Source organism: Paenibacillus sp. FSL R10-2734 (genome assembly GCF_037963865.1).
Lineage (GTDB): Bacteria > Bacillota > Bacilli > Paenibacillales > Paenibacillaceae > Paenibacillus_AQ.
In genome coordinates this window covers 4,158,786-4,182,725 of the sequence record NZ_CP150170.1, presented here as the reverse complement: position 1 = coordinate 4,182,725, position 23,940 = coordinate 4,158,786, and the positions used below count along the sequence as shown (strand labels likewise).

19 protein-coding genes are annotated in these 23,940 nt (G+C 42.2%); 16 read left to right on the top strand and 3 right to left on the bottom strand.

The features are described from left to right. Window positions 1-73: 73 nt before the first annotated feature. The 5 genes from NSS67_RS18245 (at window position 74) to NSS67_RS18225 (ending at window position 8,489) form a co-directional block, all read left to right on the top strand. Window positions 74-1,150: a phosphotransferase gene (locus NSS67_RS18245; RefSeq protein ID WP_339314981.1), complete on the top strand. Its 1,077-nt coding sequence runs from the start codon at window positions 74-76 to the stop codon at window positions 1,148-1,150. 14 nt (window positions 1,151-1,164) lie between these two features. Then, complete coding sequence (locus NSS67_RS18240; protein ID WP_339314979.1) at window positions 1,165-2,088, top strand: aminoglycoside phosphotransferase family protein; 924 nt, start codon at window positions 1,165-1,167, stop codon at window positions 2,086-2,088. Between the two features lie 129 nt (window positions 2,089-2,217). Then, window positions 2,218-4,869: a discoidin domain-containing protein gene (locus NSS67_RS18235; protein ID WP_339314976.1), complete on the top strand. Its 2,652-nt coding sequence runs from the start codon at window positions 2,218-2,220 to the stop codon at window positions 4,867-4,869. A 199-nt stretch (window positions 4,870-5,068) separates the two neighbouring features. After that, entirely contained in the window at window positions 5,069-7,681 is a 2,613-nt protein-coding gene (gene ppsA, locus NSS67_RS18230; protein ID WP_339314974.1) for a phosphoenolpyruvate synthase, read from the top strand. A 28-nt stretch (window positions 7,682-7,709) separates the two neighbouring features. Then, on the top strand, window positions 7,710-8,489 hold the full coding sequence (locus NSS67_RS18225; RefSeq protein ID WP_339314972.1) for an ABC transporter ATP-binding protein: 780 nt from the start codon (window positions 7,710-7,712) through the stop codon (window positions 8,487-8,489). A 126-nt stretch (window positions 8,490-8,615) separates the two neighbouring features. Here NSS67_RS18225 and NSS67_RS18220 read toward each other — a convergent pair whose 3' ends face one another. Continuing rightward, window positions 8,616-9,593 carry a biotin--[acetyl-CoA-carboxylase] ligase gene (locus NSS67_RS18220; protein ID WP_339314970.1) on the bottom strand — a complete coding sequence of 326 codons (978 nt, stop codon included), beginning with the start codon at window positions 9,591-9,593 and terminating at the stop codon, window positions 8,616-8,618. Window positions 9,594-9,841: 248 nt separating this feature from the next. Here NSS67_RS18220 and NSS67_RS18215 point away from each other — a divergent pair, with 248 nt between their 5' ends. Together NSS67_RS18215 and NSS67_RS18210 are read left to right on the top strand one after the other, a co-directional pair. Further along, window positions 9,842-10,393: a biotin transporter BioY gene (locus NSS67_RS18215; RefSeq protein ID WP_339320631.1), complete on the top strand. Its 552-nt coding sequence runs from the start codon at window positions 9,842-9,844 to the stop codon at window positions 10,391-10,393. 152 nt (window positions 10,394-10,545) lie between these two features. After that, window positions 10,546-10,923 (top strand): VOC family protein, encoded by a 378-nt coding sequence (locus NSS67_RS18210; RefSeq protein WP_339314968.1) that lies wholly within the window; start codon window positions 10,546-10,548, stop codon window positions 10,921-10,923. 192 nt (window positions 10,924-11,115) lie between these two features. Here the strand turns inward: NSS67_RS18210 and NSS67_RS18205 are convergent, their stop codons facing one another. Next, window positions 11,116-11,676: a TetR/AcrR family transcriptional regulator C-terminal domain-containing protein gene (locus tag NSS67_RS18205; RefSeq protein WP_339314966.1), complete on the bottom strand. Its 561-nt coding sequence runs from the start codon at window positions 11,674-11,676 to the stop codon at window positions 11,116-11,118. Between the two features lie 192 nt (window positions 11,677-11,868). Between NSS67_RS18205 and NSS67_RS18200 the strand changes: the two genes are divergently transcribed. Together NSS67_RS18200 and NSS67_RS18195 are read left to right on the top strand one after the other, a co-directional pair. Next, window positions 11,869-13,362, top strand: a complete 1,494-nt coding sequence (locus NSS67_RS18200) for an NAD(P)-dependent oxidoreductase (protein WP_339314965.1) — start codon at window positions 11,869-11,871, stop codon at window positions 13,360-13,362. Window positions 13,363-13,654: 292 nt separating this feature from the next. Then, window positions 13,655-16,060 (top strand): alpha-L-rhamnosidase C-terminal domain-containing protein, encoded by a 2,406-nt coding sequence (locus NSS67_RS18195; protein WP_339314963.1) that lies wholly within the window; start codon window positions 13,655-13,657, stop codon window positions 16,058-16,060. Window positions 16,061-16,167: 107 nt separating this feature from the next. On the opposite strand, the gene NSS67_RS18190 is transcribed toward NSS67_RS18195, so the two are convergent. Then, on the bottom strand, window positions 16,168-17,046 hold the full coding sequence (locus tag NSS67_RS18190; protein WP_339314961.1) for an AraC family transcriptional regulator: 879 nt from the start codon (window positions 17,044-17,046) through the stop codon (window positions 16,168-16,170). Between the two features lie 160 nt (window positions 17,047-17,206). On the opposite strand from NSS67_RS18190, the gene NSS67_RS18185 reads away from it, so the two are divergent. From NSS67_RS18185 to NSS67_RS18155, 7 genes are all read left to right on the top strand, one after another. Next, a complete protein-coding gene (locus NSS67_RS18185) occupies window positions 17,207-19,867 on the top strand; it encodes a family 78 glycoside hydrolase catalytic domain (protein WP_339314959.1) in 2,661 nt (886 codons plus the stop codon). A gap of 251 nt (window positions 19,868-20,118) precedes the next feature. Next, a complete protein-coding gene (locus NSS67_RS18180; protein WP_339314956.1) occupies window positions 20,119-20,991 on the top strand; it encodes a GyrI-like domain-containing protein in 873 nt (290 codons plus the stop codon). A 153-nt stretch (window positions 20,992-21,144) separates the two neighbouring features. Next, window positions 21,145-21,993: a sialate O-acetylesterase gene (locus tag NSS67_RS18175; RefSeq protein WP_339314954.1), complete on the top strand. Its 849-nt coding sequence runs from the start codon at window positions 21,145-21,147 to the stop codon at window positions 21,991-21,993. 40 nt (window positions 21,994-22,033) lie between these two features. Further along, entirely contained in the window at window positions 22,034-22,555 is a 522-nt protein-coding gene (locus NSS67_RS18170; RefSeq protein WP_339314952.1) for a PadR family transcriptional regulator, read from the top strand. Window positions 22,556-22,754: 199 nt separating this feature from the next. Continuing rightward, window positions 22,755-22,982 (top strand): small acid-soluble spore protein Tlp, encoded by a 228-nt coding sequence (tlp, locus tag NSS67_RS18165; protein ID WP_339314950.1) that lies wholly within the window; start codon window positions 22,755-22,757, stop codon window positions 22,980-22,982. Window positions 22,983-23,020: 38 nt separating this feature from the next. Continuing rightward, window positions 23,021-23,209, top strand: coding sequence for a hypothetical protein (locus NSS67_RS18160; RefSeq protein WP_339314948.1), 189 nt, complete (start codon window positions 23,021-23,023; stop codon window positions 23,207-23,209). 371 nt (window positions 23,210-23,580) lie between these two features. Further along, window positions 23,581-23,868 (top strand): hypothetical protein, encoded by a 288-nt coding sequence (locus NSS67_RS18155; RefSeq protein ID WP_339314946.1) that lies wholly within the window; start codon window positions 23,581-23,583, stop codon window positions 23,866-23,868. Window positions 23,869-23,940: the final 72 nt, after the last annotated feature.

Genomic DNA, 23,940 nt, shown 5'->3' with positions numbered 1-23,940 from the left:
CTGGTAAACTGTACATATATTGAAGAGATTTGAAAACTACAGGTTATTAAAATACAGCTGAAGGAGAGATGCTATGAATTATTACGAGGTTGTTAAAATCGGTGATGCATGTTTGCTTCCACAAATATCGGAGTTGTATGGGTTGGAAGGTTATGAACTCCAGCCTGTTAAGGCACATGATGGAGGCCGTAATGTCGTTTATACTTGTGAGAAAAAAGGCTCCGACGCAAAAATACTCAGAATTGCTTTCTTAAATGACAGAAGCCGAGAAGATTTTTTAGGTGAAATTGAATATATTAGATATTTATTTGAACATGGCGGAAGTATCTCGGATGTAATCAACTCCCGAAAAGGGAATCTGCTGGAAGAGATCACTCATAATAATCACACTTTTTTTATCTGCTTATTTAATAAGGCAAAGGGAAAAATGCTAGCGGATAATAACTATCGGTACCGGGAAGAAGCTCCAATTACCGAATATTATTATAACTGTGGTAAAGTTCTAGGGAAAATGCACGAATTATCGAAAGGATATACACCTGTTCATCGTCGTCATAGTTTTTTTGACAGATTCAATGCCGAGAATATCAATAATTTGATACCCGACTCCTTAACTCTACTTAAAGTGAAGCTGGTAAAGCTACTTAACACGTTAGAAGAATTAGACAGGAACCAGGAGTCTTTCGGTATGATCCATTTTGATTACAACGATGGGAATTATTCGATAGACTTTGATACTGGGCAAATAACTGTATATGATTTCGATAATTCATGTTTCTGCTGGTATTTGTTTGATCTGGCAAGTCTATGGACACAAGGAGTAGGATGGATACAATTTGAACCTGAAGCTGGTAAACGCAAAAAGTTCATGGATGATTACTTTGAAGAAGCCCTCAAAGGATACAGATCCGAGACCACGATTGAACAGTCGATGTTGGATAAAATCCCCTTATTTATCCAAGTGAATCTCATGGAAAATATAGTAGATGCATTCGAGGTAATGCGGAATAATGGTGAAGAGGCAACATGTGATGAGGAGCTGTCCTATCGTATAAAATGCTTGGAAGACGACATCCCGTATATGGGGTTTTTCCATGACATTTATTCGTGTGAAGAACCCTTTGAGTATGAGGAACGAGATATGATATAGGAGTTGAAGCTAAGATGACTTACAAGAAGCCAAAATTGGTCATGAGTGAAATCGAAAAAGTTCTAGAGAATCATCTTAGACCAGGTGCGACTGAGATTACACCGCTTTCCGGTGGCAATATAAGCAACGTGTTCTCTTTTATCCTCGAAGGGAAAGACTATGTAGTGAAATTCAGCGATCTGGCAGGAGCGTATGAAACAGAAAACTATGTATCGAATTTGCTGTCAAGTCAGAACATCCCTTTCCCCAAATGTTTAGCGTTAGGGAGAACTAACCAATTAACCTATTTGATCATGGAACGAATGGAAGGGCGCAACCTATCCGATTGCACGGCAGAGGAACAAACCCTTCAGTTGCCTGAAATTATCGGCATTTTGACAAAAATGGCCGCAGCGGATATTGAGGCAACTAACGGGTATGGGTGGATCGGCGCTGATGGCAATGGGTCATATGCATCTTGGAAGGACTTCGTCGTTGCCGTAAATTCAGAAGATCAGACGGGGACATTCTGGGAGAACTGGCATGAGCTCTTCCACACGACTTGCTTGGAGAGGGACGTATACGAAGAAATCTATAGTCGTTTGCTGGCCTACGTACCCTATAATGAATCGAACAGAAGCTTTATACACGGAGATTTTCAACAGTGGAATATTTTGTTCAACGGAACTCGAATTACTGGCATCATTGATGGGAATTACATGTATGGCGATTTTCTCGTAGACCTTGCAATTCTCGATCGGCATATGCCATGGAGTGATGTCATTAAGACGTATCAAACCAATCAAGAAAAAGCCGGAATAGTGACACCTTATTTTAAAGAGCGTCTAATGGGTGCCTATTATTTCAAGGGACTCGACGGACTTCGATTCTACGCCAAGATGGGATGGAACGATGCTTATATGAACACACGGCAGTTTCTTTTAAATCTAAAAGCTTAACAACAAGCTTCAAGCTTACAATCTGTAATAATTGCACCTGGACTTGTCATTAATCCACTATCTACAGCGTTGTCCAACTTGATAGAATGTAAGCGCAATCATAAAATCTATCGATTGGAGGAGTATGGTATGAAAAAGATTGGTGCAGGTTTTATATTCTTAATTGTGATGTGCGCAGCATTATCCACAACTGCGTTCGCTAAACAGCCTTATTCATCCTACTGGTTTCCAGAGCAATTACTTCAGTGGAGTCCGGCATCCGACCCGGATGCGGCATTCAACCGGAGCACGATCCCACTACAAGACCGCTTTGTGACTGATGGAGTCAACGCTCATGCGACAAAAGCGCCGAAAGTCATGGCTTTATCAGCACTGAACTCGGGAACAAGTGGTGTGCCATCACAGGGTTCGGACAAATTTGGAGCTAACACGTTTAGTTATTGGCAGTATGTTGACAAGCTGGTCTATTGGGCCGGATCTGCCGGTGAAGGGATCATCGTACCGCCAAGCGCTGATACGATCGACGCGGCTCATAAGAATGGCGTGCCGATTATCGGAACGGTGTTCTTCCCGCCAACCGTGTATGGAGGGAAATATGAATGGGTGAAGCAAATGCTTCAGCAGAACAGCGATGGCTCCTTTCCTGCCGCAGATAAGCTGATCCAGGTTGCGAATTACTACGGATTTGATGGTTGGTTCATTAACCAGGAGACTGAGGGTGGAACACCAGCTGACGCACAGCAAATGAAAGCTTTTCTAAGTTATCTAGAATCGCATAAATCTGCATCTATGCAAATCGTATGGTACGACTCCATGACCAATGAAGGCAGTATCAGTTGGCAAAATGCACTAAATGACAAGAATGCAATGTTCCTGCAAGACAATAAGAAGCAAGTATCAGACAATATGTTCCTGAACTTCTGGTGGAAAGAACTTAAGAGCTCAGCGGAGAAGGCCAACAGCTTAGGCAGAAGTCAGTATGACTTGTATGCAGGCATCGACGTTGAAGCCAAGGGCTACGATACGAAAGTGAAATGGAATCTGCTATTTCCAGAAGGTCAACCTGCAGTCACTTCTCTTGGTATTTACCGCCCAGACTGGGCTTTTAACAGCGCAGAGAGTATGGAGGATTTCTTCGTACGTGAGAACAAATTCTGGGTGGGGCCAAACGGGAATCCTAGTAACACCGTGAGCGATCAGTCCTGGAAAGGAATCGCGAACGATGTGGTAGAATCATCCCCTGTAAATAAGCTGCCTTTCATCACCAACTTCAATACAGGAAGTGGACAGAATTATTATGTCCGAGGGAAGCAGGTGCGGGATAAAGGATGGAACAACCGGAGCCTACAGGATATCCTACCAACATGGCGCTGGATCGCCGACAGCAAAGGAACAGCTCTTACTCCGGAGCTCGATTGGTCCGATGCGTATTACGGCGGCAGCTCGCTGAAGGTCTCAGGTGATTTGAGTCATAACAATGCGACACATCTGAAGCTCTACAAAACAGACCTTAAGATCGAAGCGAGTACAAAGCTGTCGGTTACTTATAAAACACTGAATAAGCCAAGCCTGAAGGTAGGACTTGCTTTCGCAGACCAACCCGACCAATTTGTCTTCCTAAACGTGAAGGATAAGACAGCGCCAGGCTGGACTACCGAAACGTTGAATTTGACCCCTTACAAAGGGAAACGAATCGTAGCGTTGTCACTGTATTTTGATACTAAGGATACGATTAGTAATTATTCCATTCAAATTGGTCAGTTCTCCATCCAAAATGTCAACGACCCGATTAAACCGCTGCCGGCGGTTCGCGAACTGAAGGTCACTCAATCCGATTTCCGCGATGGAATTTATGGAGATGCTAGAATGGAGTGGAAACAGCTTGACGAGCAGGTGAAGCAATACGAAATCTATCGTGTTCTGCCAGATGGCAGTGAGGTACTCTTGGGTGCAACGCCAAATCATGTATTTTACGTTCCTGAGATGCGAAGAATAGACAAGGAAATGGTTACAGCATTGAAGGTTGTTGCAATCAATGGAAGATACGATCAAGGTCAGGCCTCCAGCGTGAAGATCAGTTGGCCGGCTTATCCGAAGCCAATTGCGGAATTCAAGGCTGATCGGACCTTGGTGTCTCCAGGTGAGAGCGTAAACTTCACTGACCTGTCGACCGAAGTGACGGAAGAATGGTCATGGAATTTCGAAAGCGGAAGCCCTGCTGTCAGCACATCGAAGAACCCGATTGTAGCGTTCAAACAGGAAGGCGTATATAGCGTGACACTGACTGCAACCAACAGTTCTGGTCAAGACACAATTACGAAAAAGGCGCTCATCACAGTAAGCAAGGAAGCTGGTGCGGTGAAGAATTTAGCACTTGGCAAAACTGCAACAGCCGATCAGGCATGTGGTGAAAAAGAAGGAGCAGCAAACGCCGTAGACGGTAAAGTGACGGATAACAGCAAATGGTGTGCACTTGGTAATCTGCCGCATTGGCTTCAAGTCGATCTCGGTGCCGAGCATCAAATCAGCACTTTTATCATCAAGCATGCTCAGAGCGGAGGAGAATGGTCCGGGTTTAATACCAGCGATTATACCATTCAGGTGAGCAGTGACGGAACGAACTGGACGGATGTCGCAAACGTGAAAGGAAATTCGGAAGCAGAGTCGACAGACGCGATTGCGTTGGTGAAAGCTCGTTATGTAAAATTAATAACTCTTAAGCCCACGCAAGGTGCCGATACAGCAGCGCGAATCTATGAGTTTGAAGTCTATGGGTTGTAGTTTAGTTTGAACAAAAAAAAGAACCTGAGTAGTTTCTCAGGTTCTTTTATATTGCATATAAAAACACACGATGATATAATCGGTTCACGACTATAAAAAGTTAAATAGACATAGTTGATGCATCTTATATTATTAATATACCACGCAGCTAAACTCTTGTCAAATTTTTTCTCATTTCAATGGTTAGGAGCGATATTGTATGAGTTCATTGGTTCTCGGTTTTCAGGAGATTGAAAAAACGCAGCTTTTGCTCGTTGGCGGAAAAGGTTTGAATTTAGGAGAATTATCAAACATCGAAGGAATACAAGTACCTGAAGGATTTTGTGTTACAACAGTGGGCTATCAAAAAGTCATCGAACAGAATGAAATGTATCATTCTTTACTGGATCAACTAGCTATGCTTAAAGTAGAAGATCGAGATCAAATTGGTGAAATTAGCAGGAATCTTCGACAACTCCTTATGGAGGTAGAAATCCCATCAGATGTTGTGTCGTCAGTTACTTCCTATCTCTCCCAGCTAGGTGAAGAACATGCTTATGCAGTGCGTTCTAGTGCAACTGCTGAGGATTTACCGCATGCCTCTTTTGCTGGCCAACAAGACACCTATTTAAATATCATGGGCGTCGATGCCATCTTGCAGCATATCACCAAATGTTGGGCCTCCCTTTTTACAGATCGCGCGGTCATTTATCGTATACAAAATGGATTTGATCACAGTCAGGTTTATTTATCAGTTATCATTCAAAAGATGGTTTTCCCACAAGCCTCAGGAATTCTATTTACCGCCGATCCAATTTCTTCAAACCGAAAGCTGCTATCTATCGATGCCAGTTTTGGACTTGGAGAAGCATTAGTCTCTGGTTTGGTATCTGCCGATTGTTATAAAGTGCTGGATGAAGAAATCGTCGATAAGAGAATCGCAACCAAAAAACTGGCTATCTATGGACTAAAAGAAGGTGGCACAGAGACCCGGCCAATCGATCTCGATCAGCAAAAGACACAAACACTCTCGGAACAACAAATTTTACAATTGGCACGCATAGGAAGACAGATCGAAGCTTATTTTGGTTACCCACAAGATATCGAATGGTGTTTGGCTTATGATACATTTTATATTGTCCAGAGTCGGCCAATAACAACTTTATATCCGATCCCTAAAGCGAATGATCAAGACAATCACGTATACGTATCTGTCGGACATCAACAAATGATGACGGATCCCATGAAACCACTTGGATTGTCTTTTTACCTGTTAACGACTCCTGCACCCATGCGTACAGCGGGCGGTAGATTGTTTGTTGATGTCACACATATGCTGGCTTCACCTGTCCAAAGAGAAACTTTCTTAAATACCCTAGGAAAATCCGATCCGCTCATATACGACGCATTTACGACCCTAATAGAGCGAGATTTTATAAAATCGTTACCAGATGATAGAAAAGACCTGACTCCCGATAATAGCAGTAAGGGTAGTTCGTCTGCAGGTTTTCAAGCACTAATCGAAAACGATCCGGCAATCGTTTCTGATTTGATTAAGAAGAGTCAAACATCGATAGAAGAATTAAAACAAAACATCCAAACGAAATCAGGTGCAGATTTATTTGATTTTATACTCGAAGATCTCCAGGAATTAAAGAAGATCTTATTTGACCCACAAAGTTCAAAGGTTTTTATGACTGCTATGAACGCTTCGTCATGGATCAATGAAAAAATGTACGAGTGGTTAGGTGAAAAAAACGCAGCAGATACGCTTTCTCAATCTGTACCAAACAACATTACTTCGGAAATGGGTCTGGCGCTATTGGATGTCGCAGATTCGATTCGTCTTTATCCAGAAGTCATTGATTATTTACAACATGTACAAGATGATAATTTTTTGGATGAACTGGTTAAGTTTGATGGTGGTCAGGAAACTCAAGACGCTATCTACGCTTATCTCAACAAATACGGAATGAGATGTGCCGGTGAAATCGATATTTCGAGAACTCGTTGGAGTGAAAAACCAATTACACTTGTCCCCATGATTCTCAGTAATATCAAAAACTTTGAGCCTAATGCTGGCAATCGGAAATTTGAGCAAGGGCGACAGGAAGCTTTAGAAAAAGAACATGAGTTATTATATCGATTGAAGCAATTACCGGCTGGTGAACTAAAAGCTAAAGAGACAAAACGAGTGATTAGTTTAATCCGGAATTTCATCGGTTATCGTGAATATCCAAAATACGGCATGATTAATCGCTACTTCGTTTATAAGCAGGCTTTACTGAAAGAAGCCGAACAACTCGTACAAGCTAGCGTTATTCATGAAAAAGAAGATATATACTATCTCGCTTTTGAAGAACTACACGAAGTCGTACGCACAAATAAATTGGATTATCAAATCATCAGTAAACGAAAAGATGAATATAAAGTATATGAAAAACTAACTCCGCCACGTGTAATCACGTCTGATGGTGAAATTATTACAGGTCAATACAAACGAGAAAATCTCCCATCCGGAGCAATCGTAGGTCTAGCTGTTTCTTCTGGAGTTATAGAAGGACGAGCACGTGTCATTTTAAACATGGAAGAGGCAAGTCTGGAAGCTGGAGATATATTAGTTACCTCATTTACTGACCCTAGCTGGACAACACTGTTCGTATCTATAAAAGGTCTAGTCACCGAAGTTGGCGGACTGATGACCCATGGAGCCGTTATCGCTCGTGAATATGGCTTGCCAGCAGTTGTCGGAGTGGAAAATGCTACTAAGCGAATAAAAGACGGGCAACGAATTCGCGTGAATGGAATAGAAGGGTATATCGAAATATTGTAATAACTTTATAAGGAGGGAAAAAGAGGAAATGATTATTTCACTCAAAAATGTATCCTGGCAACGTGATAACACGATAATTTTACGCGACATGAATTGGGATGTGAAGCAAGGACAACACTGGTGTATCGTTGGTCTGAATGGATCAGGCAAAACGACGATGCTGAACGTTGTGAACGGCTATATCTGGCCGACGACGGGGCAAGTCGAAGTGCTGGACCATCGCTTCGGCGATGTGGATCTGAGGGAGCTACGTAAACGAATCGGTTGGGTAAGCACATCCTTGCAGCAAAAGCTGTACGGCCATCAGACTGCACTGACCATCGTCCTCAGCGGAAAATTCGCGACCATCGGTCTGTATGACAAGACAAACGAAGAAGATCAAAAGCAGGCCGAGGAGTTGATGGAATTTCTAGACTGCTCTTCCTTAGCCGCTCGTACATATGATACCTTGTCACAAGGACAGCGGCAGAAGGTCCTCATTGCACGCGCACTAATGGCCAATCCAGACCTATTGATCCTTGATGAGCCATGCACGGGACTTGATATTTTTGCCCGAGAACAGCTGCTGCAGATGATCGAGAAGATTACAAAGCAACCAGGCGGACCAACCTTGCTGTATGTAACGCATCATATCGAAGAGATAACGCCATGTTTCACACATACGCTATTGGTAAAGAACGGTGAAATCTACAAAGGGGATGTGACGGAAAAGTGCTTGCAGTCGGATGTGTTGAGCGATTTCTTTGATACCCCCGTTGAAGTTCAGGAACATCATAATCGCAAATGGCTTACACTTGCAGGTAACTAGGTTAGGTTGCCAGTCCATCGTTTATAGCAACAAAAGCTGCTAAGCAATTGCTTGGCAGCTTTTGTTGTTGAATATGCAGGTATGAGCCAACAGTAAAATGATAGTTTTAGTTTGCGTACCTACCAGTTAAATTTTTATGCTTACTTCTCCACTTGAAAGATATTCCTCGTCACCATTCTCATATCTGACTTTCAGATGACAGTCGTTATTGATATCAATGGCGGTTGCCTTACGTTGTTTATTATCCTTCATCACCGTTACGGGTTCGCCAAGTGAAATTAATCGTTTTCTATATTCGGAAAGAAACAATCTGTCCGTTAAATGCTCATAAAATCTCATGAAATTGTTTAGTACTTCCGCTACGAGTCGGTTGCGGAGATCACCATAATGATTCCTTTCAGAAATTACAGATGTTGCAATATCGGAGAGATCGTTAGGAAAACCATCGGACGGGAGTGCTACATTGATACCAATACCGAGAACGGCATAATCTAGCCAGCCATTTTCCAGTGACACAGAAGCTTCGGTAAGGATTCCACACACCTTTTTGCCTTCCATGAAAACGTCATTAACCCATTTAATTTGCGTGTCTTTACCGGATACACTTTCGATGGACAGGGCAACAGCGACTGCAGCGCAAGTAGTCAGAAGAGTGGCTTCTGATGCTGACAGCTTTGGACGCAGTAGGATGCTCATATAAATACCCGTTCCCGGTGGGGAAAAGAATTTTCTGCCCTTTCTCCCACGGCCAGCTGTCTGTTCTTCCGAAAGGATCACCTTACCCTCAGCTTCGCCATTTGAGGCAAGGATTTTTACGGCTTCGTTCGTAGAAGATATTGTCTTAAACACTTCAACACGTAACTTCTGACCCTGTGTATCCAGGTACTTTGAAATTGCACTAACAGATAGGATATCCGTCAGAGGTGACATAGAATATCCTTTATTGGTTACAGCTTGTATGGAATAACCGTCGTTCTGTAACGATTTTATGGCTTTCCAGACAGCGCTGCGCGTGACGGATAACTGTATGGCTATTTCCTCACCGGAAAAATATTCACCTTTATTACTGTCGAGTAAGGCAAGAATATGCTCTTTAACTGTCATGGACTTAAACCTCCAAAAGTATAACTCTCCGACCAAAACCCTTCGAATATTTTAATATTCAATGATTGCGACTGAATACTCTTATTCTATATAACAACAGGAAAAACTCAAGCGTGGTATTTCATATAATTGTAAACCCGTTATAACATTTTAGTTTACAATCGAGAGTGCCTCCATTATAATTCAGCTTACTGGACGTATTTGCTACCCAGAATACAATTATGTTTTATTCAATGGAGGTCATTTTTTTGAAGACAAAAGAACTTATTTATGCTGCATTATTTGCAGCTCTCATCGCGGTGTTGGGCATGATTCCACCTATACCCCTCGGCTTTATCCCCGTCCCGATCACTGCGCAGACGCTCGGCGTCATGTTGGCTGGATGTTTTCTAGGGAAACGGATGGGCTTCCTCAGTCTAGTCATTTTTATTATTCTCGTAGCTATTGGCCTGCCTGTACTGACCGGCGGTCGCGGCGGAATCGCGGTGCTCGTTGGACCTTCTGCAGGGTACATACTTAGCTTTCCGATCGCGGCCGGCCTCATTGGCTGGTATACCGAAAAAATTTGGCTGAAGGTTCGAACTTGGAAGCTGATAGCAGTCAACCTAATCTTTGGCGTAATCCTAGTGAATCTGATAGGTGCACCCATCATGGCATTGATAACAAATACATCGATTTGGGCAGGTATTGTCGGTTCATTGGCCTTTCTTCCAGGAGACATCATCAAAGCCGCTATTGCAGCTGTCATAACAATGCAGCTTAGAGCAATCAGCCCTATCGAAGAAAAAGCACAGATTTGATGAAATCCATGCCAATTTACTTTCATTACTTTAAAATTTAGATTAATGTATGAAAAGGGAGTAAATAATAAGAGAATAGGAGCGTTCTTCCCTTAATCGTTCAAGAAATACTAGCCATTTACGCTAAACGCCAACTAAGGAGTGTATCAATTATGATTAATAAAATTGGTCAAGTTATGTTGTATGTAAGTAATCAAGAGGAATCCAAAGATTTCTGGACAGAAAAGCTAGGGTTTGAGGTGATTTTGGATGAAACCAATGGCCCGATGAGATTTATCGAACTTGCTCCTAAAGGTGCAGCAACTAGCATTGTTTTACATAATAAAGAGTTCGTTGCTAAGATGAATCCTGACATGAATCTAGGAACACCTTCATTAATGTATTTCACGGATAAATTCGATGAATTATATCGTGATTTGACGAACAACAATATCACAGTTGGAGAAATTGTAGAGCTTCCCAATGGAAGAGTATTCAACTTCGCAGATAATGAAAAGAATTACTTTGCTATAATGGAAAAAGGACAATAAATCAAATCATCCAACACCCCATTACTATAAGGGTCTCAGAGTTACCATAAATAATTTACGTCAGCAGCTGATCAAAATGATCAGCTGCTTTTTTCTTAGTCGTGTCAGGCAGCATCACTGAAAAGCACTATAATTAGTGGTGCACATAAAGGGATTACAGAGTTTATAAAGGAAGCCGGAGTTACCGTAGCTTTAATTCTCGTCCGATGTCTTAAACGCTAATAAGGAATGGTCCGCCAAAGAGTAAATAAGTTGAGCCAACTCATTGCTCGATATAATATATTTTTCTAGTATCCACTCCTGGATAATCGCTAAGCTTCCATTAACCAAATAAGCGTAAGTAAACCGTTTCATATTTTCGGGAACGTCAAGCTGAAGGTGATTGTCAATATTCATCAGTATTTCATTAAGTAAACGTTTTGAAAACAACACGTTATCATTTGATTTGAGTAGCATAATGGCAAATAAATCATCATTCTTTTTGATGTATTCTAAAAAGGTCAATATATAAGTGATGCCATTGTCATTAGCTTCGATTTTTTTTAAATATTCATTTGTGTTATCAATAATCTCCTGCTCTACAAGTTCAAGTAGCTCATATGCATTTGCATAATGCAAGTAAAAGGTAGATCGATTGATGCCAGCTGAAGCGCATAACTCTTTTACACTGATTTGACTTATGTTTTTTTCTTTGAGCAGACTAATCAAGCTTTGCTTCAGTAGCAGTTTGGTTAACCGTTCACGTTGATTCATGGCTGATTCGCTCCAATAAAATAAAATTTATAAAATAATCGACAGATTACCTTCAACTGTCTAAATCACATCACTTCGACAATTAACTGCTGGTTGTTAAATAGACACTGTGTCTGTATTCTGAAGGGAGACGAATGACTTGTCAATAAACTTATGATGCAGGTGAAGAAGATGGTGAAGAAAAAACGCATCATGATAACAGGTGCAGCGGGCAATATGGGTGGTGAAACATTGAAATTCCTTAGAAACGATTTAGCAAAATGCGAGCTATTACTATTTGATTTAGATAATCCAACCAACCGCCAAAAGTTGAAAGAATACGAGGGACTAAATGGCGTTACGGTAGTGTATGGCGATTTACTAGACCGTAAGCTGGTCTATGAATGTGTGAAGGATGCCGACATTGTGCTCCATATCGCTGCTTTTGTATCTCCTGCTGCAGACGAATTTCCCGAACGAACGATGCAGATTAATTATGGTTCTGCGAAAAACATCGTCGATTCCATTAAGAAAAGTGGTCGTGCCCATGTAACGCGTTTCGTAAATATCGGCACCATTGCGGAAACGGGTGACCGTATGCCGCCGATCCATTGGGGGCGAGTGGGTGACCCACTCAAACCAAGTGTTTACGACTACTATGCCGTTTCAAAAATTGCCGCTGAGCGTATGGTAATTGAATCAGACCTAAGCTATTGGGTGAGCCTCCGCCAAACGGGTATTATGGGCCCAGCGATGAGCAAGATAGAAGACCCTATTATGTTCCATAACTGTCTGGAAAATGTGCTTGAATACGTATCTGACCGGGATTCAGGACGTTTAATGCGGAACCTGTGTATCCAAGATATTGATGGAGAACTAGAGGATGGATTTTGGCAGCACATTTACAACATTGGCGGGGGTGAGAGCTGTCGAGTCAGTACGCTTGAGATGTATCGGGTGCTTTATGGAAAGCTTGGTATAACGAATCTCGATTATGTAATTGACCCCAAATGGTATGCAACACGGAATTTTCACGGACAATATTATCTGGATTCCGACGAGCTGGAGGATTATTTTCACTTTCGCCGAGATTCAATAAATTATTTCTTTCAAAGCTACCTCGATAATCTTGGCGCACTTGTACCGGTAGCGAAAGTCATCACGAAGCTGCCCGGAGGTCAAAAATTCATGGGTGCGATGATTAAGCGGACGATGAAAAAGCAGGCTGTGAAGGAGCGCGGAACGATACGCTTTATCGAGGATAACGACATTGAGAAAATTGACGCTTATTGGGGCAGTAAGAAAAACTGGGAGGCCATTCCTGCAAAGGTGTCTGAAATGAAGAAATTCGCGGATTGGGATAAAGCCATCAAGCTCGACCACGGCTACGATGAAAATAAACCAGCAACGCAATTAAATTTAGAGGATATCAAGGGTGCTGCGAAATTTCGTGGTGGTGAATGCCTTTCGACTGATATGAAAACGGGGGATTGGACGGGCAAGCTTGATTTCAAATGTGCATTCGGCCACACCTTTACCGCAAGTCCCAAGCTTATGCTAGAAGGTGGACATTTCTGCCCGCAGTGTGAACTTGAAAGCTGGAATTACAAAGAACGTGCGAAGCGTGAACCGTTTTTTGCCCAGGTGTGGAACCCCATCCAGGGTAAGTCAGACGGACGTGAGTATAAGAAATCATTTCAGAATTAGCTTTGACTGAATAAGATCGTGTGACGGTTTATGTGTTTCATAATCGTCGGACTACAGTTTGAAATGAAGGAAACGGGCAGCCTCGTTAGAGGCTGTCCGTTTTTAGTCAGAAGAGAGCTATTACAAAGTCATCTCAGTGATAGCTTTGAATAGGTTCCCACGCTACGATGAAGGTGTGATAGAAAAGTATGAACCAGATGAGTGCTTAAAAAATATTACATGTAATGGTTCTTTATAAGTAGTAGAGGTAGTACAGCTTTATATATAATATATCCAATTCATAGGAGGAACTATGGAAGAGAACAGATTGTGGAAGGCGAATTGGATTTGGTCTATGGGTTATCCTTGGACGTCAAATCCGGGAACACATGAAATGGTGTATTTTCGCCGAGAATTTACGGTTTCTGATTCTCAGGGAGCCAAGCTCGTTGTCGACATTACTGCGGATAGCCGGTACCGCTTATTTCTTAATGGTGAATCCGTCTCTGTTGGACCCTGCAAGGGCGACCAGTTCTGCCATTATTACGAAACAGTTGATCTTAGCGACCGTCTTATTAACGGTAAGAACGTGCTGGCTGTCAAGGTGCTTCACTATGCTGCAGTTGGTCCCTTTGAGCTTGGAGAGAGTGGTCCCATTTCAATTCATCGAGCTGTTGGAGGCGCCATGCTGCTTGAAGGCGAGCTTATTGAGCGGAAAGGGTATTCACAAGCTCTGCATACCGATGAGAGTTGGCAGTGTAAAGTGATGACTGGATTTAAACTTGTCTCTAGCCCAATCATCTTTCACCTTGGCGGGTTTGAAGACACTGATGGAAGGGGAGTGGATCATGGTTGGGAGTTGCCTGAATTTACTGGTGAAGGCTGGGCAAATGCAACTGTTATTACTAAAACTATCGATTCATACGGACAATTAACGCCATGGCAATTGTCACCACGCCCGATCCCTCCTTTAAAAGAAATTTTGACCTTCTTTCGAGGCGTTACAAATGCCGATAATCTCTCGGCTATACCCAAATACACATCATTTCTTGATGAGGAGCATTCGGAAGTTCTGCGTGTAGAACCCGGCAGTTCTATTTGGCTGGAAATTGATGCTGGAGAGTTAGCGACTGGCTATTTGTCATTAGAATTACGAGGTGGGCGTGAGAGCCTAGTTCGAGTTCAATATTCAGAGTCTTATGAGGAAGCCTCATCTAATCTCCAGCACAGAGTGAAGGGAAAACGAGACGATTCAGAGAACGGTATCTTGATCGGAGAGAGTGATTACTACACGGTAGCTGGAGTAGGTGATGAATACGTAGTGGAGCGTTATGAACCGTTCGAATTCCGTACTTTCCGGTATATCAGATTTGAAGCAACTGCGAAGAACGAACCACTCGAAATTGTTCGGCTTTCTTACAGAGATGTAGGTTACCCACTAGATATTAAAGCATCCTTTGCTTGTTCGGATCCAGATTTCGAACAACTATGGAAATTGTCTTTAAATACGCTCAAAAGATGTATGCACGAAACGTATGAGGACTGTCCATATTATGAGCAAATGCAATATTCAATGGACACCCGTCTTCAGATGATATTCACCTATGCGCTTAGTGCCGATGATCGGTTAGCCCGCCGTTCATTGTTTGACTTTCACAGTTCTGCACTGCCTTCTGGCATACTGCAGAGCCGCTATCCAGCTGAATATCGACAAGTGATTCCATCTTTTTCCTTGTACTGGATTCATATGCTTAACGAACATTATCTGCACTTTGGTGAACGAAGCTTGATTCGGCGTTATTTGCCTACAATGACTGGGGTACTTGATTGGTTTAGACGTTTACTGACGCCTGAAGGACTTGTTGCTCCAACGCCACGTGCATACTGGCCTTTCTTCGATTGGTGCAAAGAGTGGGAAATTGGAACACCACCGGCACATAATAAAGGTCCGCTCACACTGCTGAGTCAAATGTTTGCAGCTGCCCTTAATACTGCTTCTGAACTATATCTGGCGATGAATTGGACGGATGCGGCACGCGAAGCGAAAGAAGAAGCGAATGCCTTAAATGATGCATTGCTACGTCATTGTTGGCGTACAGATCGTGGTCTATTCGCCGACGGGCCAGAGGTTGATGATTTTAGCCAACATACACAAGTCTGGGGGATTGTATGCGGTGCAGTTTCAGGAGAGGAAGCTGTCCAACTGCTGGAACGTACAATTGAATTCCCTGCCGAACAAATGACGCAATTGTCAATGCCAGCTTCATACGAGCTATTCCGGTTATTATCTCATCATAGATTGTATGACAAAGCGAATGTTGTGATCGACCGCTGGAGAGCCTATCTGGATTTGCATCTAACGACCTTACCAGAGGTACCAGATGATAATCATCCACGCAGTGATTGCCACGCTTGGAGTGCATTGCCGATCTCTGAATTTCTAGGTGAGATTCTTGGTGTGAGACCAGGCGCTCCGGGGTACTCAACCATCATTATTGAGCCCAAGTTATTAAAGTTGGATTGGGCGAATGGCAAGGTCGCCACAAAACACGGGATTGTTGAAGTCGAGTGGACTCTGATGAAAGATAATATATTCCACATTACGGGATCAGGACCGGAAAACATACCTGTTGTATTGAAATTACCGAATGGGGAAAGTATGGAGTTTCAGAATGGTGGGGGTTTTAATGCATCTATCAAGCTTCCGATGATAGTATAGGCATCCACAATAACTATAAATTCCTGCGTAATCAGCAGGATTTATCATCCGAAATGCGATCTCCGAGAGAGGAGGTCGCTTTTCGCTCATTAGGTGAATATTTGTAGCTAATGCTCACTTCGCAACGAATTCCCATATTGACGGGGACTCATTCCAATCTTTTTTTTGAATACTTGGTGAAAAAATTTCAGGTCAGCATATCCGACTGCTGCGGAAATTTCGCTTACACTACTATGACCTCCAGAAAGCATACGGCAGGCAGCATCCATTCGAATAATTTGCATGTATTCTGTGAAACTCATTCCGGTCTGACGGTGAAAAAGACGGCTAAATTGCCGTTCACTAAGGTTCACTTTACTCGCGAGATCGCTAAGTTTAAGCCCACTGGAATAGTTGTAATTTATAAATGCAATCGCTTCATCGACTGCCAGCCATTGTGGCTTATCCCGTGTAGGTGTATCAATCTGCAAACGATGTCTAAACAAGCCTGTTAAGATTTGCACGACTAGAGCATCTAGGACAGCTAAATATCCAGGTGGTTTTGCCGAGAATTCACGAAACAGTTCACGGAACATAACATGGTATGCACCATTGACATCTTTCATAGAGAACCATAGCAATTGCATGTCTGTGAAAAATTCACAAATATCCTTAGCGTGAGGAAAGGTAGACTGAAGTTCGGATAAATACTCTACCGGAAACAAACAGTTGTAAACGATAAGCGGACGGTCCTTCATAGGTGTTTTAGGTCGAAATACATGACTGCGCCCGATGGGTATAAAAAACAACGTACCGTGCTCGACAGGAACGGCTTCATCGTCAATATAATGAACTCCTGCTCCTTCACTGATATAAGTAATCTCGACAAATTCATGGGAATGCGCATTTAATTCAAAGGTTTCGTAAGCCCTGTTCACATAAATCGGCACACCAGGCTCGAACAAACTATCTCCAGACATGACAAAAGTGCTGCGTTTGATACTCATGATCGTGGCCCCTTTCAAATTGCCTTAGGCTAGACTCATCGTACGAAATTAATGAATGAATGTCTAGATTCACCTGTTAAATTGTCAGAATCACCCCCAATTCTAAACTCTCTCAACTCATACAATAGAATTACTTCATGTATATAGGAGGTAGATATAAATGTCCAATTTTGAAGTCTCAAATCTTAAAGTGAACTATAGAAAGAATCCGTTGGGGATTGATGATTTACATCCGCGGCTTAGTTGGTGGAGCAGCACAGAAATACGGAGCTTTGTCCAATCTGCCTATCAAGTTCAAGTCACAAATGATCCCAAATTCGTTTCAGAGCTTATATGGGATTCGGAAAAGGTAGAGTCGGATAGCAATGTGCATATTGAATACGAAGGTCCTGCTTTACAATCCCGCACTCGGTATTACTTTAGAGTTCGAGCTTGGGACGATCAAGGGAAGGCTTCGGAATGGAGCGAACCTGCTTATTGGGAAACGGCATTGATATCGGTAGATGAGTGGCAGGCACAATGGATAGCAGCACCTCTGAGTCACCAAGTGAATGGAGCTGATCCTTGCGATTATATTCGTACGGAATTTTCAATCCCTGAAAATGTAGTATCAGCGCGTGTGTATGCAACTTCTCATGGTATGTACCGCCTGTACATTAATGGTAATCCAGCAGATAATACGCTATTTAACCCTGGCTGGACCAGCTATAACAAACGGCTTCAATATCAGACTTACGACGTGACTTCTTTGATTACTGCTGGTGACAACGCACTTGGCTGTATTGTGGGGAATGGGTGGTATAAAGGGTATTTAGCCTGGGAAGGAAAAAAAGATATATATGGTAAAGATCGTGCTGTGCTTATCCAGTTACATGTCACATTATCCGATGGTTCTGAACAAATCATTGGCTCGGATGAGAACTGGCGTGCTTCGACAGGTCCACTCTTGATGTCGGAATTGTATCATGGCGAAACGTATGATGCGAGACTCGAGGTAGAAGGATGGTCTTCTCCCAGTTTCGAGGATTTAGGGTGGCAAAAAACTATTGTCAAGGATCGTCCAGAATCCACATTGGTTGCTCAGGAAAACGAGCCAACACGGATTATAGAAACCATCAAGCCTATCGATGTCATTACTACACCCAAAGGTGAGCTTGTGCTGGATATGGGACAAAATATGGTTGGATGGGTAAGATTTACGGTTCATGCTGAAGCCGGAACGATAGTTACTTTAGAACATGCTGAAGTATTAGATTGCGAGGGGAACTTCTACATTGGAAATTTACGATCGGCAAAGCAGACCGTGACTTATACATGCCGAGGCGTCGAGGCAGAAACGTTCGAGCCGTATTTATCCTTCCAAGGATTCCGTTATGTAAAAGTGACTGGTATACCGCAAGATCAATTATTAGAGCAATTCACCGGCTGCGTCATCCACACGGATTTAGAGCAGACAGGCAGCTTCACTTGCTCAGATGAACTCTTGAATCAGCTTCAGCACAACATCTTTTGGGGACAAAAAGGGAATTTTCTCGATATCCCAACAGATTGCCCTCAACGGGACGAAAGATTGGGATGGACGGGGGATGCTCAAGTTTTTATTCGTACGGCTGCCTACAATATGAATGTCGTTCCTTTCTTTGAAAAATGGCTAAAGGATTTGGCCGCAGATCAAGAAGAGGATGGAAGAGTTCCGCATGTCATTCCCGATGTGCCAGCGGCAGGATACGGTTCGGCAGCTTGGGGAGATGCTTCAGTTATTTGTCCTTGGACACTCTATGAATGTTATGGGGATATTCGTGTATTGAAAACGCAATATCCAAGTATGAAAGCATGGGTCGATTATATCCGGGCGCAAGGCGAAGACGAATTTCTATGGAATACGGGATTTCACTTTGGGGATTGGTTAGGTCTGGATGCCAAAGAAAACAGCTATGTCGGAGCAACACCGAAAGAACTGATCGCCACCGCATTCTATGCTTATTCAACGGAACTGTTAGCTAAGACGGCAGCTGTCATTGGGAAAATCGAAGATGCAACAAAATATGAAGCATTGCATGAGAAGATTGTGCAGGCATTCCGTCATGAGTTCGTAACGCCAAATGGTCGAGTGGCCTCACCGACACAAACTGCATATACACTTGCTCTTATGTTTGACTTATTGGAGGAAAAGGATCGTCATCGGACGGCCAAAATGCTGGCCGACCATATCGAAGAAAATGGGATACACCTAACGACCGGTTTTGTGGGAACTCCCTATCTGTGTCTAGTCCTCTCTAGATTCGGTTATACGGATTTGGCCTACCAATTGGTACTTCAGAAAGAGTATCCTTCCTGGTTATATTCTGTAATACAAGGTGCAACAACTATTTGGGAACATTGGGATGGAATAAAGCAGGATGGTTCGTTCTGGAGTGATGATATGAACTCCTATAACCATTATGCTTACGGTGCAATTGGAGATTGGCTCTATCGCACTGCCGCTGGTATCGAATTGTTGGAACCAGGCTACAAAAAAATTCGAATCCAGCCGCAGATCGGGAAACATTTGACGTGGGCCCATGCTTCGCTTGAATCTGTCCATGGAACGATCAAGGTAACTTGGAAAAAACAGAAGAATGATTTAGTAGAACTGCAAGTGTTGATTCCATCCAATACAATGGCTGAAATTATCATTCCAACTTTGAAGCAGAACAGTATTTTGGAGTCTGGGGCACCACTAAAACAAGTTATAGGTCTATCCAGTGTGGAACAAATAACAGAAGGCCACAAACTAATGGTTGGATCAGGTGACTATCACTTTACGTTTACGATGAGCTAAAATATGCATATTAAAAGATGGTAAGAATAAACCCAACCGAGGAAATACCCGGTTGGGTTTTTTAATAGGACTAGTGTTGAGCTTAGCGTCGTTTACTCCCTCAATGGTTGCTTGCGTAATCTGAAAAATAAAGTATTAAAGTTAAGGGGGATGTCCTGCGACCATCAAGACCCTGCAGGATTGTGCATGAAATGTCGGGAAAGGAATTACCTTCTCTGATATGCTTTGAGTAACAAAGGGAGGCGATAATCATGGATATGCTGGTACAATTGAACAAATCTTTAAGCTATATTGAGGAGAATCTTACTGATCGTGTGGACTATCAGGAGGCGTCGAAAATTGCCTGCTGTTCGGAATATCATTTTACACGGATGTTCTCATTCCTTGCAGGCATTACACTGTCGGAATACATCCGCCGAAGACGCCTAACTTTGGCAGCACTCGAGCTAAGCCACAGTGATATCAAGATCATCGATGCTGCGATGAAATATGGATATACATCGCCGGATTCCTTTACTAGGGCTTTCCAAAGCATGCATGGGATTACTCCCTCGGAAGCCCGGATCCATGGACAATCCCTCAAAGCCTTCCCGCGGATGACGTTTCAACTAACGATCAAAGGAGGAAGTGAAATGAACTACCGAATTGAAGACAAAGAGGCTTTTCGCATAGTGGGGATCAAAAAAAGAGTGCCAATTGTATTTCAAGGGGTGAATCTGGAGATTGCATCGATGTTTGAAGGACTTACACCTGAATTGATTGGTAAGATTAAGGGCTTTTCGAATGTTCAGCCTTCAGGGCTAATCAGCGCTTCCACGAATTTCAGTGAAGGGCGGATGGAGGAGAAAGGAGAGCTTGATCATTACATCGGGGCGGCTACAACGAATGAAGCAGGAGATGACTTCGCCCAGCTGGAGGTATCAGCCTCTACGTGGGCTGTATTCACAGCCGTTGGGCCTTTTCCGAGTGCGCTTCAAGAGATCTGGGGACGCATTTATTCCGAATGGTTTCCGTCTTCCGAATATGAGCTAAGCGAAGGGCCTGAAATGCTCTGGAATGAGCACAAAGATGTAACATCGCCGCAATTCAAAAGCGAGATATGGATACCCATTAAAAAGAAATAAGCAGTGTTTGTTGAACTAAAGGGACACTTTAGTTCAATGATGCATCGACAGTCTAGGACTTTATTTTCTCGACCTATAATTGACAATTAGTCTAATTAGACTAATAATGTAAACAGTCTAATTAGACTAACATGGAAAGTGAGGCTGAAAATAATGGTCAAATCATTTTTAATGATTGGACAGTCAAATATGGCTGGACGAGGATTTATACATGAAGTCCCCCCCATTTATAACGAGAGAATACAAATGCTGCGCAATGGTAGATGGCAAATGATGGCTGAACCTATTAATTATGACCGTCCTGTTGCAGGAATAAGTCTGGCTGGATCATTTGCGGATGCATGGAGTCGTGAGAATGAAGAAGACATTATTGGCTTAATCCCTTGTGCTGAAGGTGGAAGCTCCATCGATGAATGGGCTGTAGATGGTGCACTTTTTAAACATGCATTATATGAAACTAAATTTGCTATGCAGAATAGTGAATTATCAGGGATTTTATGGCATCAAGGAGAAAGTGACAGTAGCAACGGTAACCACAAAGTCTATTACCAAAAATTACTTTTGATTGTTGCGGCGCTTAGAAAAGAGTTGAATGCACCACATATTCCGTTTTTGATTGGTGGTCTAGGGGATTTTTTAGGTAAAGAAGGATTTGGGAAACATTGCACTGAATATGAGCTGATGAATCAAGAGCTGCAAAGGTTTGCTTTTGAACAAGATGATTGTTACTTTGTTACAGCTACAGGTTTAACTTCCAATCCGGATGGTATTCATATAGATGCCATTTCACAAAGAAAGTTAGGGTTGCGATATTTTGAAGCTTTTATTAATAAGCAGCATGTACTTAAGCCGTTAATTAATGAAAATAAGTTGATAAGTCTCCATAATGCTAGAATACACACTAAAGCGGAAAAAATGTATTTATTGAGTATGGATTTTGCATTAGGAAAAATATCATATGAAGAATTTGAAGCCCAATTCAAAGTAATCAACAATGATTAAAAAATATAAATCCTAATAGCATTTTGGCGGAGGCGTTTGTTTGATAACATTACTAATTTTAGGATTATTAAAACAAAATCCAGGGGCTCACGGATATGAACTGTTATCCTTCATGGAAGAAAAACACTATAAATATATAGTGAATTTCACCAAAGGGTCCTTTTATTATAATCTTGGGCAATTAGTAGAGAAAAAGTATATTGTAAAAGTGGACCAAAGAGACAACACTAGAGAGACGCATAATTATAACCTCACTGAATTAGGGGAAAAAGAATTTGAAAAGCTAATGTACAAATATGGAACTAAGACAGACTATATAAATTTATCTTTTTATGTGGCAATGCTATTTGCAGATGACTATAAAAAAGAGGAGCTAACTAAATTAATAGAAATACAAATCGAACAAACTAAAAATAAAATTTCTTTAATACAACTATCTCTAGAGCACGATGAAAATATCGCTTCTTATTTTAAAAAAATGTTAGAAAATTCACTTTCACATCATTTAGTAAATGTTCAATGGTTTGAGGAATTGCTTGAAGATATGAAAAGTGGAGACTAATTTACAATTATCAAAGCTCCGGATAGAAAAGACTTAGAATCGATGAACTGTGAGTATTATTTACAGGTTCATCGGTTTTTTTTTGCACATTATGGAGCAAGACATGCATTTTTAATTTCTTGCATAAGCACAGCTCTAATATGGAAAACTTCTGTAGTGCGAATAAACAGCATGATTCCATTTTTGGGAGGTGACAATTATGAGCAAACCGGATAATCGCAAGGATAACGTTGAGCACTTGCAAAACGCGATTCAGAACACGATAGAAAACTACCAGGAAGCGAACGATTATCTCGAAGAATTTGGAGATGAAATTTCAGCACAGGAAAAAACTCAAATAGATGAAAGAAACGAACGCCGTAAACATAGCATTTCCGGATTTCAAGAAGAAATCAAAGACGAAACAGAGCACCAGCAAAACTCATAATAGGGAAACTTATTTTGATTACCTAGGAGGTTAACATTATGACAAATCAGGATCCGAAAGAGCTTCTAAAGCAAAAACACGAGCTTGATGAGCAAAAAAGGCAGTTCACAAATTTTGCCCGAAGTGCTTCCGGCCATGGTGAGATAGAAGCAGGTCAGGAATTTAGTAATGATCGAATTCCTGACGAACAAAACCGTATGAAATCTGTTGAGAACAGACAGAATTGATCTTAAAAAAGCTATAAAAATAAGCCGATCCTTTTCAGGATCGGCTTAGAAAATGATTATTACTTTGTACCCTTAGTGTGTTATAGAAACTTAGCGACTCTCCTATAGTTGGAAGCTTTATCTGGTCTAAATAATACATTCAAACCTTATTCCTATTGCAAAATCCAGAATATGACGTAGACAGGACATTCTACCGACCAAACGGGGGATGTCCTCTTTGTTATGACCAGCTGCTGACTTCCCGCGTTCTGCAATCACCCTGATTATAACGCATCGGTTCGATACGTTTTCATAGGGTGCATCGCTCCTTGTCATTATAATGAAGTTGCAATTAACTAAATGTTAAAGCGAGGTGTGGGATTGAGGAGCTGTTGACACGCAGGCCCGATACCCGTCTGAATTTATGGACTCCGCTTCAGCGAGATAAGGACGGGTGGGATACAACCTTCATTAACAGAGCGGGCTTCCGCCTGCCGGAATACGCTGATGCGGTTCGCTATATCGGAGCATATTATGCCTTGCCCGTACTTGACTTGTATGCCGAAAGCGGTATTGCCCGGTTAACCTTGGATTGTTTCACTCATGACCGTCTTCATCCCAACGAGGCAGGCTTCCAGCGGATTGCAGAGCTAGCCATCCCTTTCCTTGAGCGGATTTGATGAGGAAGTATATAGTAGCATTGAAGGAAAAAAATATATTCGCATAAGAAGCCGCCGAATGGGTGGCTCTAT

What these genes read in the sequence shown, in the direction of transcription:
- NSS67_RS18195 (WP_339314963.1), top strand. Translation starts at nt 13,655, where the DNA reads ATGGAAGAGAACAGATTGTGGAAGGCGAATTGGATTTGGTCTATGGGT.
- NSS67_RS18245 (WP_339314981.1), top strand. Translation starts at nt 74, where the DNA reads ATGAATTATTACGAGGTTGTTAAAATCGGTGATGCATGTTTGCTTCCA.
- NSS67_RS18160 (WP_339314948.1), top strand. Translation starts at nt 23,021, where the DNA reads ATGACAAATCAGGATCCGAAAGAGCTTCTAAAGCAAAAACACGAGCTT.
- NSS67_RS18205 (WP_339314966.1), bottom strand. Translation starts at nt 11,676, where the DNA reads ATGAATCAACGTGAACGGTTAACCAAACTGCTACTGAAGCAAAGCTTG.
- tlp (WP_339314950.1), top strand. Translation starts at nt 22,755, where the DNA reads ATGAGCAAACCGGATAATCGCAAGGATAACGTTGAGCACTTGCAAAAC.
- NSS67_RS18180 (WP_339314956.1), top strand. Translation starts at nt 20,119, where the DNA reads ATGGATATGCTGGTACAATTGAACAAATCTTTAAGCTATATTGAGGAG.
- NSS67_RS18240 (WP_339314979.1), top strand. Translation starts at nt 1,165, where the DNA reads ATGACTTACAAGAAGCCAAAATTGGTCATGAGTGAAATCGAAAAAGTT.
- NSS67_RS18235 (WP_339314976.1), top strand. Translation starts at nt 2,218, where the DNA reads ATGAAAAAGATTGGTGCAGGTTTTATATTCTTAATTGTGATGTGCGCA.
- NSS67_RS18175 (WP_339314954.1), top strand. Translation starts at nt 21,145, where the DNA reads ATGGTCAAATCATTTTTAATGATTGGACAGTCAAATATGGCTGGACGA.
- NSS67_RS18190 (WP_339314961.1), bottom strand. Translation starts at nt 17,046, where the DNA reads ATGAGTATCAAACGCAGCACTTTTGTCATGTCTGGAGATAGTTTGTTC.
- NSS67_RS18225 (WP_339314972.1), top strand. Translation starts at nt 7,710, where the DNA reads ATGATTATTTCACTCAAAAATGTATCCTGGCAACGTGATAACACGATA.
- NSS67_RS18200 (WP_339314965.1), top strand. Translation starts at nt 11,869, where the DNA reads ATGATAACAGGTGCAGCGGGCAATATGGGTGGTGAAACATTGAAATTC.
- NSS67_RS18220 (WP_339314970.1), bottom strand. Translation starts at nt 9,593, where the DNA reads ATGACAGTTAAAGAGCATATTCTTGCCTTACTCGACAGTAATAAAGGT.
- NSS67_RS18185 (WP_339314959.1), top strand. Translation starts at nt 17,207, where the DNA reads ATGTCCAATTTTGAAGTCTCAAATCTTAAAGTGAACTATAGAAAGAAT.
- NSS67_RS18210 (WP_339314968.1), top strand. Translation starts at nt 10,546, where the DNA reads ATGATTAATAAAATTGGTCAAGTTATGTTGTATGTAAGTAATCAAGAG.
- ppsA (WP_339314974.1), top strand. Translation starts at nt 5,069, where the DNA reads ATGAGTTCATTGGTTCTCGGTTTTCAGGAGATTGAAAAAACGCAGCTT.